This is a genomic window from Streptomyces sp. NPDC053076 (genome assembly GCF_044546845.1).
Lineage (GTDB): Bacteria > Actinomycetota > Actinomycetes > Streptomycetales > Streptomycetaceae > Streptomyces.
Map to the genome: position 1 here is coordinate 739,599 of NZ_JBITZL010000001.1, position 19,708 is coordinate 759,306.

General features: G+C 70.9%; 1 protein-coding gene. It reads left to right on the plus strand.

The genetic code is table 11. The features are described from left to right. Positions 1 to 17 precede the first annotated feature (17 nt). The gene (locus ACIGYR_RS03115) at positions 18 to 19,676 is read left to right on the plus strand and encodes a type I polyketide synthase (protein ID WP_399605307.1); all 19,659 of its coding nucleotides are present in this window, start codon (positions 18 to 20) and stop codon (positions 19,674 to 19,676) included. Positions 19,677 to 19,708: the final 32 nt, after the last annotated feature.

Sequence of the window (19,708 nt, forward strand, 5' to 3'; positions counted from 1 at the left end):
AAGCACGTGAGGTCCTGATGTCGGAACAAGAAAAGCTCCTCGGTTACCTCCGTCGGGTCACGGCCGATCTGCATCAGACCCGCAACCGCCTGCAGGAAGTGGAGGCGGCGGCCCACGAGCCGATCGCGATCGTCGGGATGGGCTGCCGCTTCCCCGGCGGCGTCCGCGCCCCCGAGGACCTGTGGCGCCTGGTGTACGGCGAGGAGGACGCGATCACGCCGTTCCCCACCGACCGCGGCTGGGACACCGACGCCGTCTACGACCCCGACCCCGACCGGCCGGGCACCACATACGCCCGCGAGGGCGGCTTCCTCGCCGAGGCCGGTGACTTCGACGCCGACTTCTTCGGCATCTCGCCGCGTGAGGCGACGGCGATGGACCCGCAGCAGCGCCTGCTGCTGGAGACCGCCTGGGAGGCCATCGAGCGCGCCGGTATCGACCCGGCCTCGCTCAAGGGAAGCCAGGCCGGTGTCTTCGCCGGCGCCGTCGCACCCGACTACGGCCCGCGCGTCCACGAGGCCGCCGACGGCGTCGAGGGCCACCTCGTGACCGGCAGCGCCATCAGCGTGGTGTCCGGCCGCGTCGCCTACACCCTCGGCCTGGAGGGCCCCGCCGTCACGGTGGACACCGCGTGCTCCTCCTCCCTGGTCGCCCTGCACCTCGCCGTGCAGGCGCTGCGCCGCGGCGAGTGCACCCTCGCTCTCGCCGGCGGTGTCACGGTGATGGCCACCCCCGGCACCTTCATCGGCTTCAGCCGCCAGCGCGGGCTCGCCCCCGACGGACGTTGCAAGCCGTTCGCCGCCGCGGCCGACGGCTTCGCCCCGGCCGAGGGCGCAGGCATGCTCCTCCTGGAGCGCCTCTCCGACGCCCGCCGCAACGGACACCCGGTGCTGGCCGTCGTACGCGGTACGGCCATCAACCAGGACGGCGCCAGCAGCGGACTGTCCGCCCCCAACGGTCCCTCCCAGCAGCGCGTGATCCGTGCCGCCCTGGCGGACGCCGGACTCTCCCCCGCCCAGATCGCCGCCGTCGAGGCGCACGGCACCGGCACGAAGCTCGGCGACCCCATCGAGGCGCAGGCCCTCCTGGCCACCTACGGCCGTGAACGCCCCGCGGACAAGCCCCTGTTGCTCGGCTCCGTCAAGTCCAACATCGGGCACACGCAGGCCGCGGCCGGTGTAGCCGGGCTGATGAAGATGGTGCTGGCCATGCGGCACGGTGTGCTCCCACGCACCCTGCACGTGGACGAGCCCTCACCGCACGTGGACTGGTCGGCCGGAGCCGTCGAGCTGCTGACCGAGACCACCCCGTGGCCCGAGGCGGAGGAACCGCGCCGGTTCGGCGTGTCCTCCTTCGGCATCAGCGGAACCAACGCCCACGCCATCATCGAAGAGCCCCCCGCCCCGCAGGCCGACACCGGCGAGGACACCCCGGACACCCCGGACGCCCGGGAAACCCCGGCACCGACCGCGCTGCCGACCGTCCCTTGGGTCCTGTCGGCCAAGTCCGCCACCGCACTGCGTGCCCAGGCCGCGCACCTCCTGGAGCACGCCGAGGCCCACCCCGAGGCGACCGGCGCCGACACCGCCCTCTCCCTCGCCACCACCCGGACCGCCTTCGACCACCGCGCCGTCGTCCTGGCCCCCGACCGCACCGCGGCGATACGGGAACTCCAGTCGTACGTCACCGGCCGGACCACCACCGCCCTCGTCGAGGGCACCGTCCGACGCGGCACCGGGGTCGCCTTCGTGTTCCCCGGTCAGGGTTCGCAGTGGCTGGGCATGGCGGCCGAGCTGCTGGAGTCTTCGCCGGTGTTCGCGCAGCGGGTCGGTGAGTGTGCGGCTGCGCTCGCGCCGTTCGTGGACTGGTCGCTGAGCGACGTCCTGCGCGGTGACGGTGGTGAGGGCTGGCTGGAGCAGGTCGATGTCGTGCAGCCGGTGTTGTGGGCTGTGATGGTGTCGTTGGCCGAGGTGTGGCGGTCCTACGGTGTGGAGCCGGCCGCGGTGATCGGTCATTCGCAGGGTGAGATCGCCGCTGCCGTGGTTGCTGGTGCCCTGTCGCTTGAGGACGCGGCGAAGGTCGTGGCTCTGCGGAGCAAGGCGATCCGGGCGCTGTCGGGACGCGGTGGCATGGTGTCCGTCTCCCTGGGTCTGGAGGCCGTCGAGGAGCGGTTGTCGGCGTGGGAGGGTCGTCTGGCGGTCGCGGCGGTCAACGGCCCCTCTGTGGTGGTCGTTTCCGGTGACGCGGACGCCCTGGACGAACTCCTCGCGGGTTGTGAGGCGGAGGGTGTGCGGGCTCGCCGGGTCGCGGTGGACTACGCCTCGCACTGCGCGCATGTCGAGGAGATCGAGGACGTACTCCTGCGTGAGCTGGCGGGGATCGACCCGCAGGCCGCTTCGGTGCCGTTCTACTCCACGGTGACGGCTGAGGTGCTGGACACCACCGGCCTGGACGCGGGCTACTGGTATCGCAACCTCCGTCAGACGGTCCGTTTCGCCGACACGGTGCGTGCCCTCCTCGATGACGGTTTCCGGCTGTTCATCGAGTCCAGCGCGCACCCGGTGCTGACGATGGGCATCGAGCAGACCGCCGAGGAGCACCTCAACACGCCCGTCACGACGGTGGGTTCGCTGCGTCGTGACGAGGGTGGTCCGGAGCGGTTCGTCGCGTCGCTGGCGGAGGCGTTCGTCGGCGGTGCGGTCGTCGACTGGGCGGCGGTGTTCGAGGGCACGGGTGCTCGACGTGTCGAGCTGCCGACGTACGCCTTCCAGCACCAGCGTTACTGGCTGGAGGCCACGAGGACAGGTCCGCTCGGGCACGGCATGGCGGCCGGTGACCGTACGGACGCGATCTTCTGGGACGCGGTCGAGCGGGAGGACGGCGAGGCGCTCGCGGCCACGCTGCGCGTCGACTCCCTCGAACAGCAGGAGTCCCTCGACGCCGTCCTGCCCGCCCTCGCGCAGTGGCGGCGACAGCGGCGCTCCGAGTCGACCGTGGACGCGTGGCGTTACCGCGCGGTGTGGCGCCGTACCCCCGGCACGGCGGTGCCCTCGCTCGCGGGCACATGGCTCCTGGTCACTCCGGACGCGTGCGGCACCGACCCGCTCGTGACCGACGTCCGCCGGGCGCTGGAGGAGCACGGCACCGACGTCGTCACCCTCGCCCTGGACGGCGCCGACGCCGACCGCGCCGTGCTGGCGCAGCGGCTGCGCGAGGCCACCGAGGGCCACGCCCCGGCCGGCGTGCTGTCGCTGCTGGCGCTGGACGAGACGCCGTACCCCGCGCACCCCGTCACCAGCACCGGCCTGGTCCTCACCCTGAGCCTGATCCAGGCCCTGGGCGACCTCGGCACCGGGGCGCGTCTGTGGTGTGCCACGCGGGGCGCGGTGTCCACCGGCAGCGCCGACCCGCTGGCCAGCCCGGCACAGGCCACGGTGTGGGGCATGGGCCGCGTGGCCGCCGTGGAGTACCCGGACAGCTGGGGCGGTCTCGTCGACCTGCCCGCGACACTGGACGGGCGGGCCCGCACACGGCTCGCGGGCGTCCTCGCGGGCGCCGACTCCGAGGACCAGGTGGCCGTCCGGGCTTCCGGGGTCATGCGGCGCCGACTGGAGCCCGCACCGCTGGGCGACACCCGTCCCGGCCGTACCTGGAAGCCACGGGGCACGGTCCTCGTCACCGGCGGCACCGGCGCCCTCGGCACTCACCTCGCGCGGTGGCTGGCCCGTAACGGGGCCGAGCACCTCATCCTCACGAGCCGCCGTGGGCCCGCCGCGCCCGGGGCGGACGCCCTGGTCGCCGAACTCGCCGCGCTCGGCACCCGGGTCACCATCACCGCCTGCGACGTCGCGGACCGCGACGCGGTGGCGGGCGTCCTCGCGTCCGTACCGGAGGACTGCCCCCTCACCGCCGTCATCCACGGCGCCGCCTACATCGAGCTGGCCTCGCTGGCCGAGACGACGGCGGCCGAGTTCGCCGACGTCATGAACGCCAAGGCCGCCGGCGCCGCACACCTCGACGCGCTGCTGGGCGACACCCCGCTCGACGCGTTCGTCCTGTTCTCCTCCGTCTCCTCCGTATGGGGCGTCGGCGACCACGGCGCCTACGCGGCGGCCAACGCCTACCTCGACGCGCTCGCCGAACGCCGCCGGGCGAACGGTCTGACGGCCACGTCGGTGGCCTGGGGCGTGTGGGACGCGGTCGGCGACAACGCGCCCGAGGCTCTCGACCTGGACCAACTGCGCCGCCGCGGACTGCGCTTCATGGACGTCGACCTCGGCATCGCCGCGCTCCAGCAGACACTCGACCACGACCAGACGCACCTGGCGATCGCCGACATCGACTGGGAGAACTTCATCCCGGTCTTCACCTCGGCCCGCCCCAGCCCCTTGCTGGCAGAGCTTCCCGAGGCGCGACGCATCCAGCAGGAGAGCGCCGCCGGTCCCCGGAACAGTGCCGGCTCCGAGACCGAAGGGGCCTCGCCGCTCCAGCAGCGGCTGGCCGCCCTGACACCCGGTGAACGCGCACACGCCGTCCTCGACCTCGTCCACGAGCAGGTCGCGGCCGTCCTGGGACACGCCACCCCGGACACCCTCGACTCCGAACGTGCCTTCAAGGAGCTCGGATTCGACTCCCTGACGGCGGTGGAGCTGCGCAACCGGCTGAACACGGCCACCGGGCTGCGGCTGCCCGCCACCCTGATCTTCGACTACCCCAACAGCGCCGTACTCGGCGACCACATCCAGCAGCAGCTCTTCCGCGGCGAGGCGGCGACGGCCGACGGCGCGGACGCCGTGTCGTCGGCCGGCACCATCGCGGCCGGGTCGCCCGCGACCGACGACGATCCCGTCGCGATCGTCGCGATGAGCTGCCGCTACCCCGGTGGGGTGACATCCCCGGAGGAGCTGTGGCAGCTGATCATGTCCGACGGGGACGCGATCGGCGGACTGCCCACCGACCGGGGCTGGGACATCGAAGGCATCTACGACCCCGACCCCGACGCCCCGGGCAAGACGTACGTGCGCGAGGGCGGCTTCCTCTACGACGCCGCCCAGTTCGATCCCGCGTTCTTCGGGATCTCGCCGCGTGAGGCGGCCGCGATGGACCCCCAGCAGCGGCTGCTGCTGGAAACCTCCTGGGAGGCATTCGAACGCCTCGGCGTGCCCGCGCTGTCCCTGCGCGGCAGCCGCACCGGCGTCTTCATCGGCAACAACTACCAGGAGTACGGGCCGCGCGTGCACGAGGCACCGGCCGGCTCCGAAGGCCATCTGATGACGGGCAACGCCGCCAGCGTCGTGACGGGTCGCGTCGCCTACTCCTTCGGGTTCGAGGGTCCCGCGGTGACGGTGGACACGGCGTGTTCGTCGTCGCTGGTGGCGCTGCACCTGGCGGTGCAGTCGCTGCGGCAGGGCGAGTGCACGCTCGCCCTCGCCGGCGGTGTCGCGGTCATGCCCAACCCCAGCGCGTTCATCGCCTTCAGCCGGCAGCGCGGGCTCGCCGCCGACGGCCGCTGCAAGGCGTTCGCGGCGGGAGCCGACGGCATGGGACTCGCCGAGGGCATCGGTGTGCTGCTGCTGGAGCGGCTGTCGGACGCCAAGCGCAACGGTCACCGGGTGCTGGCGGTGGTGCGTGGTTCGGCCGTCAACCAGGATGGCGCGAGCAACGGTCTCACGGCGCCTAACGGTCCCTCGCAGCAGCGGGTGATCCGTTCCGCGCTGGCGAGTGCGGGTCTGTCCACCGGTCAGGTGGATGTGGTGGAGGCGCACGGTACGGGTACGAAGCTGGGTGACCCGATCGAGGCGCAGGCGCTGTTGGCGACGTATGGCCAGGACCGGCCGGAGGACCGTCCGCTGCTGCTGGGCTCGGTGAAGTCCAACATCGGTCACACGCAAGCGGCTTCGGGTGTCGCCGGTGTGATGAAGATGGTGCTGGCGATGCGGCATGGTGTGCTGCCGCGGACGCTGCACGTGGATGAGCCGTCGCCGCATGTGGACTGGTCGGCGGGTGCCGTCGAGCTGCTGACCGAGTCGGTCGCGTGGCCGGAGAGTGGTCAGGCCAGGCGTGCGGGTGTGTCGTCGTTCGGTATCAGTGGCACGAACGCCCACGTGATCCTCGAGCAGGCTCCGGACTCGGCTTCCGCTCCGGCGTCGGCTCCGGCTCCGGTTTCGGATTCGGTTTCGGCTCCGGCTTCGGAGGAGGAGCCGGCCCGGGACGCCGAACAGCCGTTGGTGCTGCCGTGGGTGGTGTCGGGCCGTTCGGAGAGTGCGCTGCGGGCTCAGTCGGAGCGACTGGTGTCGTTCGTCGGGGAGCGTCCGGAACTCGCGCCCGTTGACGTGGCGTTCTCGCTCGCGGCGGGACGTTCGGTGTTCGAGCATCGGGCTGTGGTGCTGGCGGGTGAGCGGGCTGGTTTTGAGGCTGGTTTGGCTGCGTTGGTGGCGGGTGAGCCGGCTGCTGGTGTGGTGCGGGGGCAGGTGGCGTCGGGGAAGCTGGCGGTGCTTTTCTCCGGGCAGGGCAGTCAGCGTGTGGGTATGGGCCGGGGGCTGTATGAGGCGTTCCCGGTGTTCGCCGATGCCTTTGATGAGGTGTGCGGGCGGTTCGACGCGTTGTTGGAGCGTTCGTTGCGTGAGGTCGTCTTCGGGGACGGCGAGGCGTTGGATGCGACGGTTTATACGCAGTGTGGTCTGTTCGCGTTGGAGGTTGCGCTTTACCGTCTGCTCTCGTCGTGGGGTGTGACGCCTGATGTGGTGGGTGGGCATTCGATCGGTGAGGTCGCTGCGGCGTTCGTGGCGGGTGTGTGGTCGCTTGAGGATGCGTGTGCGTTGGTGGCGGCGCGCGGCCGTTTGATGCAGGCGCTGCCGTCGGGTGGTGTGATGGTGTCGGTGCGGGCGTCGGAGGCCGATGTCCTGCCGTTGTTGGACGGTCACGGTGAGGTGGGCGTGGCTGCGGTCAACGGTCCGTCCTCGGTGGTGATTTCGGGTGCTGAGGCTGCGGTGGCCGTGGTGGTGTCGCGGTTGGAGCAGCAGGGTGTGAAGACCCGGAAGCTGCGGGTGTCGCATGCGTTCCACTCGCCGTTGATGGAGCCGATGCTGGCCGAGTTCCGGCAGGTCGCGGCCGGGTTGTCGTACAACGCTCCGCGGATTGCGGTGGTATCGAACCTGACGGGTGAGCTTGCCGGTGCGGGTGAGGTGTGTGATCCGGAGTACTGGGTGCGGCATGTGCGGGAGGCGGTCCGTTTCGCCGACGGCGTCACCCAGCTGACCACCCAGAACGTGTCCGTGTGCCTGGAGCTGGGCCCGGACGGTGTCCTGTCCGGCATGGGGCAGGAAACTGCTGCCGACGTGTCGTTCGCGCCGGTGCTGCGTAAGGACCGGGACGACGTCGGCTCGCTGTTGGAGGCGTTGGCGCGGGTCTATGTCCAGGGCCAGGACGTGGACTGGGCCGCCTACCTCGCGCCGTACGGTCCCCGGCAGGTGGAGCTGCCCACCTACGCCTTCCAACGAGACCGATACTGGATGGCGTCGGTCCCGGAGGCCGGCGATGACATCCCCGAGGCGGTTGATTCCGGTTTCTGGGAGGCGGTGGAGCGTGGGGATGCCTCCGAGCTGGCGGATCTGCTGGCGCTGCCGGGGGACGAGTCGCTGACGGCGGTGCTGCCCGCGTTGTCGGCTTGGCGTCGTCGGGACCGTGAGAGGTCGGCGGTCGATGGCTGGCGTTATCGCGTTGCCTGGTCGCCGTTGGCTGATGTTTCTGGTGTGTTGTCGGGTGCGTGGCTGGTGGTGGTGCCGGCTGGGTTTGCTGGTGATGCCTGGGTCGGTGAGTGTGTTGCGGGTCTGGCTCGTGGTGGTGCCCGGCCGGTGGTGCTGGAGCTGGAGTCGGATGGGTCTGGTCGCGAGCTGATTGCCGAGCGGCTGCGTGGTGTGTTGGACGGCGGGGTCGGGTTTGCGGGTGTGGTCTCGCTGCTCGCGTTGGCGTCGGGTCGGGACGCGTCGTTCGCGTCGGTGCCTGTGGGAGTCGCTCTGACGCTCGGTCTGGTTCAGGCGCTGGGTGATGTGGGTGTCGAGGCTCCGTTGTGGTGTGTGACGCGGGGTGCGGTCGCTGTCTCCGGTTCCGAGCGTGTGGCCGACCTGGACCAGGCCCCGGTGTGGGGTCTGGGGCGGGTGGCTGGTCTGGAGTTGGCTGGTCGTTGGGGTGGCCTGATCGATCTGCCTGAGGTGGTGGATGCCCGGTTGGTGGGGCGTCTGGTGGGTGTGCTCGCCTCGGGTGGGGGTGAGGGTGAGGTCGCTGTTCGGGTTGCTGGTGTGTTCGGCCGGCGTGTGGTTCGTGCTGCGGGGTCCGGTGATGGTTCTTGGCGGGTGTCGGGGACGGTGCTGGTGACCGGTGGTACCGGTGGTGTGGGCCGGCATGTGGCGCGGTGGCTGGCTCAGGCGGGTGCCGAGCATGTGGTGCTGGCGTCGCGGCGTGGTCCTGCGGCTGATGGTGTGGAGGAGCTTCAGTCCGAGGTTGCGGGGTTGGGGTCGCGGTTGTCGGTGGTGGCTTGTGACATCGGTGATCGTGGTGCGGTGGCCGCGTTGTTGGCTGGTGTGCCGGCCGAGGTGCCGTTGACGGCGGTGGTGCATGCGGCGGGTGTGCTGGACGACGGTGTGCTGGACGGGTTGTCGGTGGAGCGGTTCGAGCGGGTGTTGTGGGCGAAGGCGGAGGGTGCCCGGCATCTGCATGAGTTGACGCGGGATGCGGGTCTGTCGGCGTTCGTGTTGTTCTCGTCGTTCTCGGCGACCGTGGGTGGTGCGGGTCAGGGTAACTACGCGGCGGCGAACGCGTACTTGGATGCGTTGGCGGAGGTGCGGCGGGCTGAGGGGTTGCCGGCGACCTCGATCGCGTGGGGCCCCTGGGCCGAAAACGGCATGGCTGTCAGCAGTGCCGAGGTCAGCCGTACCCTCCGGCGTACCGGCATGCTCCCGATGAGCCCGGACCTTGCCGTGAAGGCCCTGGAACGAGCCCTCGTCCTGGGGGACACCGCCGTCGCCCTCGTGGACGCCGACTGGAAGCACTTCGCCGGCACCTTTGAAGCCCGGCAGCTGTCCCGCACGCTCAGCGAGATCCCGGAATTCGCCCGGGTGACCGAGGCGGCCGGAGCCGCTGCGGCGGACACCCCCGACGCCGAGGAGACGTCCGCTCTCGTACGGAAACTGACCGGACTGCCCGAGGCCGAGCAGCGCAGGGTGGTGCTGGAACTCGTACGAGCGCACGTGGCCGCCGTACTCGGGTACGCCGGAGCCGACGCGATCGCGCCCGGCCGCGCATTCACGGAGATCGGCTTCGACTCCCTCACGGCCGTCAACCTGCGCAACCGGCTCACGGAAGCCACCGACATGCAGCTGTCGGCCACGCTGGTCTTCGACTACCCCACCCCGGCAGCCCTGGCCGACCACCTGCTCACCGAACTGCTCGGCTCGCCGGACGAGGAAGTCGCCCCGGCGCCCTCCGCCGTGGTGGCCGCCGCCGAGGAACCCCTGGCGATCGTCGCCATGAGCTGCCGCTTCCCAGGAGGCGTGGAGACCGCGGAAGAACTGTGGGACCTGCTCGCCGCCGGCAAGGACGCGATCTCGGACTTCCCGACCGACCGCGGCTGGGACCTCGACGGTCTGTACGACGCCGACCCGGACGCGCTCGGCAAGAGCTACGTCCGCGAAGGCGCCTTCCTGTCGGAAGTGAGCGGGTTCGACGCCGACTTCTTCGGCATCTCGCCGCGTGAGGCGCTGGCGATGGACCCGCAGCAGCGACTGCTGCTGGAGACCGCCTGGGAGCTGTGGGAGCGGGCCGGCATCGACCCCGAGGCCGTGCGCGGCAGCCGGACGGGTGTCTTCATCGGCACGAACGGCCAGGAGTACGTCTCCCTCGTCGACCAGGGACCGGACGTGACCGAGGGCTATGTCGCCACGGGCAACGCGGCCAGTGTGGTCTCAGGCCGTATCTCCTACACCTTCGGTCTCGAAGGGCCCGCGGTCAGCGTGGACACGGCGTGCTCGTCGTCGCTGGTCGCTCTGCACCTGGCCGCGCAGTCCCTACGTCAGGGCGAGTGCTCCCGCGCGATCGTCGGCGGTGTCTCGCTGATGGTCTCGCCGCGCGGTTTCGTGGAGTTCAGTCGGCAGCGGGGTCTTGCTCCGGATGGCCGTTGCAAGGCGTTCGCGGCCGGTGCGGACGGCACCGGCTGGGGTGAGGGTGTTGGCCTGCTGCTGCTGGAGCGGTTGTCGGACGCCGAGCGCAACGGTCACCGGGTGCTGGCGGTGGTGCGTGGTTCGGCCGTCAACCAGGATGGCGCGAGCAACGGTCTCACGGCGCCTAACGGGCCGTCGCAGCAGCGGGTGATTCGTTCCGCGCTGGCGAGTGCGGGTCTTACCACCGGTCAGGTGGATGTGGTGGAGGCGCACGGTACGGGTACGAAGCTGGGTGACCCGATCGAGGCGCAGGCGCTGCTCGCGACGTACGGCCAGGACCGGCCGGAGGACCGTCCGCTGCTGCTGGGCTCGATCAAGTCCAACATCGGCCACACGCAGGCGGCGGCCGGCGTCGCAGGGATCATCAAGATGGTCCTCGCGATGCGGAACGGCTTCCTGCCGCGGACGCTGCACGTCGACGAGCCGTCACCGCACGTGGACTGGTCGGCCGGTAACCTGCGGCTGCTGACCGAGGCCACGTCGTGGCCGGAGACCGAGGAACCGCGCCGGGCGGGTGTGTCGGCGTTCGGCGTGAGCGGTACCAACGCGCACGTGATCCTGGAGCAGGCTCCTGTTTCCGTTCCGGAGGAGGAGCCGACTGAGGCTGTCGTGGCGCCGGTGGTGGTGCCGTGGGTGGTGTCGGCGAAATCCGAGGCCGCGCTGCGGGGTCAGGCGCAGCGGCTGGCGGCGTCCGTGGGTGGGCTGTCTCCGGTCGATGTCGGTCTGTCGCTGGTGAGCGGTCGTTCGGTGTTCGAGCATCGGGCCGTGGTGCTGGGTGATCTGGTCGGTGGGCTGGAGGCACTGGCCGAGGGCCGTGAGACCGCGGGCGTGGTGCGGGGGAGCGCGAGCGGTGCGGACGGCCGTGCCGTGTTCGTCTTCCCGGGTCAGGGTTCGCAGTGGCTGGGCATGGCCGCTGACCTGCTGGAGTCTTCGCCGGTGTTCGCGGGGCGGATCGGCGAGTGCGCGGCTGCGCTCGCGCCGTTCGTGGACTGGTCGCTGACGGACATCCTGCGCGGTGACGGTGGTGACGGCTGGCTGGAGCAGGTCGACGTCGTGCAGCCGGTGTTGTGGGCTGTGATGGTCTCGCTGGCCGAGATGTGGCGGTCCTACGGTGTCGAGCCCGCGGCCGTGATCGGTCATTCGCAGGGCGAGATCGCCGCTGCCGTGGTGGCCGGTGCCCTGTCGCTTCAGGACGCGGCGAAGGTGGTGGCGCTGCGGAGTAAGGCGATCCGGGCGCTGTCCGGGCGCGGTGGCATGGTGTCGGTCTCCCTGGGTCTGGAGGCCGTCGAGGAGCGGTTGTCGGCGTGGGAGGGTCGTCTGGCGGTCGCGGCGGTCAACGGCCCGTCGGTGGTGGTCGTTTCCGGTGACGCGGACGCCCTGGACGAACTCCTCGCGGGTTGTGAGGCGGAGGGTGTGCGGGCTCGCCGGGTCGCGGTGGACTACGCCTCGCACTGCGCGCATGTCGAGGAGATAGAGGACGTACTCCTGCGTGAGCTGGCGGGGATCGACCCGCAGGCCGCTTCGGTGCCGTTCTACTCCACGGTGACGGCTGAGCTGCTGGACACCACCGGCCTGGACGCGGGCTACTGGTACAGCAACCTGCGTCAGACGGTCCGATTCGCCGACACGGTACGGGCCCTTCTGGACGACGGTTTCCGGCTGTTCATCGAGTCCAGCGCGCACCCGGTGCTGACGATGGGCATCGAGCAGACCGCCGAGGAGCACCTCGACACGTCCATATCCGCTGTCGGTTCGCTGCGTCGGGATGAGGGTGGTCCGGAGCGGTTCGCCACGTCGGTGGCGGAGGCGTTCGTCGGCGGTGCGGTCGTCGACTGGGCGGCGGTGTTCGAGGGCACCGGCGCCCGGCGCGTCGACCTGCCCACCTACGCCTTCCAGCACCAGCGGTACTGGATCGAACCCACCCTCGGCCGCCAGGGTGACGTCTCATCGGCCGGCCTCTCGTCCGCCGATCACCCGCTGCTCGGTGCGGCCGTCACCCTGCCGGAGACCGGCGGGCACCTCTTCACCGGCCGGCTCTCGGCGCAGTCGCACCCCTGGCTGATGGACCACGCCCTCCACGGCACGGTGATACTCCCCTCCTCCGTCTTCGTGGAGTTGGCATTGCGGGCGGGCGACGAGGTCGGCTGTGACCGGCTGGACGAGCTGACGCTGGAGGCGCCGCTCGCGCTGCCCGACAGCGGCGCGGTCCAGCTCCAGGTCGCGGTGAGCGGACCGGACGATTCCGGCCGCCGTACGGTCAGCGTCTACTCACGCCACGAAGAAGGGGCCTCGGATTTCCCGTGGACCCTGCACGCCCGTGGTGTGCTGACGACGGGTGCTCCAGCGGCTTCGGAGACGAGTCGTGCGCTGGTCGAGTGGCCGCCGGCCGAAGCCGTTCCGATTGACGCGGCAGGACTGTACGAGGACGGCGAGGAGGGCGTAGGTCTCGTCCGTGGCCCCGCCTTCCAGGGGCTGCGGCAGGCATGGCGCCGGGGCGAGGAGATCTTCGCCGAGGTGACGCTGCCGGAGGAGCAGTGCGCGGACGCCGCACGCTACGGCCTGCATCCGGCGCTGCTGGACGCCGCTCTCCACCCTGCGCCCGGCAACCCGGCCGACCTGGCCGAAGGCGCGGTCGCGCTCACGCACGCATGGAGCGGCGTGTCCTTGTACGCCACCGGCGCGACCACGCTGCGTGTGCGTCTCTCGCCGGAGACGAGCGGCGGTGTCGCGGCGCTGCTGGCCGACGAGACCGGCCAGGTGGTGGCCACCGCGGAGACGGTGACGACCCGAAGCGTCACACCGGACGACATGGCCGGGCAGGGACGGGTGCCGTACGAGTCGCTGTTCCGGGTGCAGTGGGTGGATGTCCCGGCGGCCTCCATGGCCGCGGTGGAGGACCTCGGCGCCCGCCACGCGGTCGTCGGTCCCGACGCCGCCCAGCTGTGTGGTCTGCTCGGGATCGCCGACGCGGACAGGGACGTGTACGCCGGCATCCGCGACGCCGCGATGTCCGACGGGGCCGCGCCCGCGAGCGTGTTGCTGCCCTTCCTCTCCGGCTCCCCGGCCGTCGGCGGCATCGGTGATCCGGCGGTTGTGCGGGCGGTGACGCTTCGCGCGCTGGAGTCGTTGCAGGCGTGGCTGGCGGAGGAGCGGTTGGCCGGGTCGCGGTTGGTCGTGGTGACCCGGGGAGCGGTGTCTGCCGTGCCGGGTGAGGACGTGACCGATCTGGCGGCTGCGGCGGTGTGGGGTCTGGTGCGGTCGGCGCAGGCCGAGCACCCGGACCGGTTCGTCCTGCTCGACCTGGACGGGCAGCAGGTGTCCGACACCATGCGTGAGGCGGTGCTCGCCGGCGGGGAGTCGCAGATCGCCGTGCGGGAGGGGCGGGTGTACATCCCGCGCCTGGCCAGGGCGATGGTTCCTGCCACCCCCACTGTGTCGCCGGCCGTGTGGGACGCCGACGGGTCCGTGCTGATCACCGGCGCCAGCGGCGTGCTGGGCCGCCTGGTGGCGCGACACCTGGTCGCCGAACACGGGGTAAGGCGCGTGATCCTTGCCTCGCGACGCGGGCCCGAGATGTCCGGCGCGGCCGAACTCACGGCCGAGCTCAGCGCGTTGGGTGCCGAGGTGGTGTTCGAGGCGTGCGACGTGACGGACCGTGTCGCGCTGTCCGGCCTGCTGGCACGGGTTCCCGCGGACCGCCCGCTGCGTGGAGTGGTGCACGCCGCGGGTGTCCTGGACGACGGCCTCATAGAGTCGCTGACGCCGGAACGACTGGACGCCGTACTGCGGCCCAAGGTCGACGCCGCCGCGCATCTGCACGAGCTCACCCAGGACCTGGGGCTGACCGCCTTCGTCCTGTTCTCCTCCGCTGCGGCGACGTTCGGCGCGGCCGGCCAGGGCAACTACGCCGCCGCCAACATGTTCATGGACGCCCTTGCAGCGCACCGACGGGCGCACGGCCTGCCGGCGGTCTCGCTGGCGTGGGGCTTCTGGGCCGAACGCAGTGAGATGACCGGCCACCTGAGCGAGATCGACATGGCTCGCATGGCTCGCTTCGGCATGACGCCCCTGTCCGGGGACGAGGGACTGGCACTGTTCGACGTGGCGCACACGACGGACGAGGCCCTCCTCGTACCGACGCGCATGGACGTCGCCGTACTGCGCGCCAACGCACGGCCCGGCACCGTACCCACGATCCTGCGGCACCTCATCGGAGCCCCGGCCCGCCGGGTCATCGAGTCGGCCGGCAGCGACGACGGAACTCCCGCTCTCGTGCGACGCCTTGCGGGTCTCACACCGGACGAGCGTGAAGCGCTGTTGCTGGAGCTGGTGGCCGACAGCGTGGCGGCCGTCCTGGGCCACACGGACGCGGTCGCGGTCGAGCGTGCCTTCAAGGACCTCGGTTTCGACTCCCTGACGGCGGTGGAGCTGCGCAACCGGCTCAACGCGGCGACCGGCCTGCGGCTCTCGGCCACGCTCGTGTTCGACTACCCGACCCCGGCCGCGGCCGCCCGGCACATCGTCGGCGAGCTGTTGGGCCCGGACTCCGCGGACGGTGAGCAGCAGGCCGCCGTGCCGAACCCGGCTACGGCGACGGCACGGCGCCTCCCCGACGACGAACCCATCGCGATCGTGGGCATGGGCTGCCGCTTCCCGGGCGGGGTCCGCACCCCCGAGGAGCTGTGGCAGCTGCTCGTCAACGACGGTGACGCGGTGTCCGGCCTGCCCACCGACCGTGGCTGGGACCTGGAGGCGCTGTACCACCCGGATCCCGAGCACAAGGGCACGGCGTACGCCCGTGAGGGTGGTTTCCTCTACGACGCGGGTGATTTCGATCCGGGGTTCTTCGGTATCTCGCCGCGTGAGGCGTTGGCGATGGACCCGCAGCAGCGGCTGCTGCTGGAGACGTCGTGGGAGGCGTTGGAGCGGGCGGGCATTGACCCGGCGTCGGTGCGCGGCAGCCAGACCGGCGTCTTCTGCGGCCTGACCTACCACGACTACGGTGACCTGGTCCATCAAGCGGGTGAGGCGTCCGAGGGTTACCTGATGACCGGCAATGCCGGCAGCGTCGCCTCGGGCCGCATCTCCTACACGTTCGGGTTCGAGGGTCCCGCGGTGACGGTGGACACGGCGTGTTCGTCGTCGCTGGTCGCCCTGCACTGGGCGGCGCAGGCGCTGCGGCAGGGCGAGTGCACGCTCGCTCTCGCCGGCGGGGCGACCGTCATGGCCAGCCCCGTCGCCTTCGTGGAGTTCAGCCGGCAGCGCGGTCTCGCGCCCGACGGTCGCTGCAAGGCGTTCGCGGCCGGCGCGGACGGCACCGGCTGGGCCGAGGGCGTGGGCATGCTGCTGCTGGAGCGCCTGTCCGACGCGCGTCGCAACGGACACCCCGTGCTCGCCGTGGTCCGGGGCTCGGCCCTGAACCAGGACGGTGCGAGCAACGGCCTGTCCGCGCCGAACGGTCCGGCACAGCAGCGGGTGATCCGTTCCGCGCTGGCGAGTGCGGGTCTCTCCACCGACCAGGTGGATGTGGTGGAGGCGCACGGTACGGGTACGAAGCTGGGTGACCCGATCGAGGCGCAGGCGCTGTTGGCGACGTACGGCCAGGACCGGCCGGAGGACCGTCCGCTGTGGCTGGGTTCGATCAAGTCGAACATCGGTCACACGCAGGCGGCGGCCGGTGTGGCTGGTGTGATGAAGATGGTGCTGGCGATGCGGCATGGTGTGCTGCCGCGGACGCTGCACGTGGATGAGCCGTCGCCGCATGTGGACTGGTCGGCGGGTGCCGTCGAGCTGCTGACGGAATCCGTGGCGTGGCCGGAGAGTGGTCAGGCCAGGCGTGCGGGTGTGTCGTCGTTCGGTATCAGTGGCACGAACGCCCACGTGATCCTCGAGCAGGCTCCGGACTCGGCTTCCGCTCCGGCGTCGGCCCCGGCTCCGGTTTCGGATGCGGATCAGGAGCCGGCCGGGAGTGTCGTGGCGCCGTCGTTGGTGCCGTGGGTGGTGTCGGCGAAGTCCGAGGCCGCGCTGCGGGGGCAGGCCGCACAGCTGGCTGCTTCTGTCGCCGAGTTGTCGCCGGTGGATGTCGGATACTCCCTGGCGACGGGACGTTCGGCGTTTGAGCATCGGGCTGTGGTGCTGGCGGGTGAGCGGGCTGGTTTTGAGGCTGGTTTGGCTGCGTTGGTGGCGGGTGAGCCGGCTGCTGGTGTGGTGCGGGGGCAGGTGGCGTCGGGGAAGCTGGCGGTGCTTTTCTCCGGGCAGGGCAGTCAGCGTGTGGGTATGGGCCGGGGGCTGTATGAGGCGTTCCCGGTGTTCGCCGAGGCCTTTGATGAGGTGTGCGGGCGGTTCGACGCGTTGTTGGAGCGTCCGTTGCGTGAGGTCGTCTTCGGGGACGGCGAGGCGTTGGATGCGACGGCTTATACGCAGTGTGGTCTGTTCGCGTTGGAGGTTGCGCTTTACCGTCTGCTCTCGTCGTGGGGTGTGACGCCTGATGTGGTGGGTGGGCATTCGATCGGTGAGGTCGCTGCGGCGTTCGTGGCGGGGGTGTGGTCGCTGGAGGATGCGTGTGTGTTGGTGGCGGCGCGCGGCCGTTTGATGCAGGCACTGCCGTCGGGTGGGGCGATGCTCGCGGTGGAGGCGGACGAGGCGTCTGTCCGGGCTGTGTTGGCGGGGCGTGCCGAGGTGGACGTGGCTGCGGTCAACGGTCCGTCGGCTGTGGTGGTTTCCGGGGCTGAAGCGGTTGTCGCGGAGCTGGAGCAGGTGTGGCGGCCCGAGGGGCGGCGAGTACGCCGGCTGCGGGTGTCACACGCGTTCCACTCGCCGTTGATGGAGCCGATGCTGGCCGAGTTCCGGCAGGTGGCCGAGCGGCTGACCTACAGCGCTCCACGGATCGCGTTGGTGTCGAACCTGACGGGTGAGCTTGCCGGTGCCGGTGAGGTGTGTGACCCGGAGTACTGGGTGCGGCATGTGCGGGAGGCGGTCCGTTTCGCCGACGGCGTCACCCAGCTGACCACCCAGAACGTGTCCGTGTGCCTGGAGCTGGGTCCGGACGGTGTCCTGTCCGGCATGGGGCAGGAAACTGCTGCCGACGTGTCGTTCGCACCGGTGCTGCGTAAGGACCGGGACGACGTCGGCTCGCTGTTGGAGGCGTTGGCGCGGGTCTACGTCCAGGGCCAGGACGTGGACTGGGCCGCCTACCTCGCGCCGTACGGTCCCCGGCAGGTGGAGCTGCCCACCTACGCCTTCCAACGAGACCGGTACTGGGTCCAGCTGGAACAGTCCGAGTCGGGAACCTCCTTCGACGTGCCGGAGGCCGCTGATTCCGGATTCTGGGAGGCGGTGGAGCGCGGGGATGCCTCCGAGCTGGCGGATCTGCTGGCGCTGCCGGGGGACGAGTCGCTGACGGCGGTGCTGCCCGCGTTGTCGGCTTGGCGTCGTCGGGACCGTGAGAGGTCGGCGGTCGATGGCTGGCGTTATCGCGTGACGTGGTCGCCGTTGTCCGGTGCCTCCGGTGTGTTGTCGGGGGCGTGGCTGGTGGTGGTGCCGGCTGGGTCTGCTGGTGATGCCTGGGTCGGTGAGTGCCTGTCGGGTCTGACTCGTGGTGGTGCCCGGCCGGTGGTGCTGGAACTGGGTGTGGAGGAGTTCGGTCGCGAGCGGGTGGCGGAGCGGTTGCGTGAGGTGCTCGCGGGTGAAACCGAACTCGCGGGCGTGATGTCGCTGCTCGCACTGGCATCGGGTCGGGACGCGGCATTCCCGTCTGTGCCTGTGGGGTTGGCGGCCACGCTCGGCCTGGTTCAGGCGCTGGGTGATGTGGGTGTCGAGGCTCCCTTGTGGTGCGTGACCCGAGGCGCTGTCGCGGTCACCGACTCCGAGCGTGTGACCGACCTCGACCAGGTCCCGGTGTGGGGTCTCGGGCGGGTCGCCAGTACGGAGGGAACTGAGCGTTGGGGTGGCCTGATCGATCTGCCTGAGGTGCTGGATGCCCGGTTGGTGGGGCGTCTGGTGGGTGTGCTCGCCTCGGGTGGGGGTGAGGGTGAGGTCGCGGTTCGGGTTGCTGGTGTGTTCGGCCGGCGTGTGGTGCGTGCTGCGGGGTCCGCTGGTGGTTCTTGGCGGGTGTCGGGGACGGTGCTGGTGACCGGTGGTACCGGTGGTGTGGGCCGGCATGTGGCGCGGTGGCTGGCTCAGGCGGGTGCCGAGCATGTGGTGCTGGCGTCGCGGCGTGGTCCTGCGGCTGATGGTGTGGAGGAACTTCAGTCCGAGATTGCGGGGTTGGGGTCGCGGTTGTCGGTGGTGGCTTGTGACATCGGTGATCGTGGTGCGGTGGCCGCGTTGTTGGCTGGTGTGCCGGCCGAGGTGCCGTTGACGGCGGTGGTGCATGCGGCGGGTGTGCTGGACGACGGTGTGCTGGACGGGTTGTCGGTGGAGCGGTTCGAGCGGGTGTTGTGGGCGAAGGCGGAGGGTGCCCGGCATCTGCATGAGTTGACGCGGGACGCGGGTCTGTCGGCGTTCGTGTTGTTCTCGTCGTTCTCGGCGACCGTGGGTGGTGCGGGTCAGGGTAACTACGCGGCAGCGAACGCGTACTTGGATGCGTTGGCGGAGGTGCGGCGGGCTGAGGGGTTGCCGGCGACCTCGATCGCGTGGGGCCCCTGGGCCGAAAACGGCATGGCGGCTGACAACGACCTCGTCAGCGGTCGTATGGAGCGGTTCGGTCTGCCGCCCATGGAGCCCGGGCTGGCCGTCAAGGCGTTGGAGCAGGCAATCGGTGCCTCCGATACCTGCCCGGTGATCACGGACGTCGACTGGTCGCGGTTCGGTAAGGAGCTGAGCGGCTCCCGGAACAGCGCGCTCTTCGGCGAGATCGCCGAAGTGCGGGAGCTGTACCGGACCGTAGAGCACCCTTCCGCGGACGGTCCCGCCGAGCCGGCGGCGGCACTCGCCGAGACCTTGGCCGCTCTTCCGGTGGCCGAACGGGAGTCGGCGCTGCTCGACCTGATCCGGAAGCACACGGCCACGGTGCTCGGATACGGTGCCCAGACCGGCATCGATACCGAGCGCGGCTTCTTCGAGATGGGCCTGGACTCACTCACGGCAGTGGAACTGCGCAACCGCCTGAACACGGCGAGCGGTCTACGGCTGCCGTCCACCGCCCTGTTCGACTACGCCTCCCCCGCCGCGCTCGCGCGCCACCTCCTGGCAGAGCTGGCGCCGGACGAGAGCGCGCCGGAGAACGCGCTGCCCGCGGAGATCGACCACCTCGAGTCCGTGCTCTCCGCACTCCCGGAGGACGACATGGCGCGTGCCAGGGCCGTGGTCCGACTCCAGTCCATGCTGGCGAAGCTGAGCCAGGCCGGTGCCACGTCCGGTGGCCAGGCGGCCGTGGACGACGACGCCCTGGACGACGACCTCGACGGCGTGTCGGTCGACGAACTCTTCGACGTCATCGACCGAGAACTCGGGGATGCCTGAGAATGATCATGAACAGTATGGTGTCCACGAGG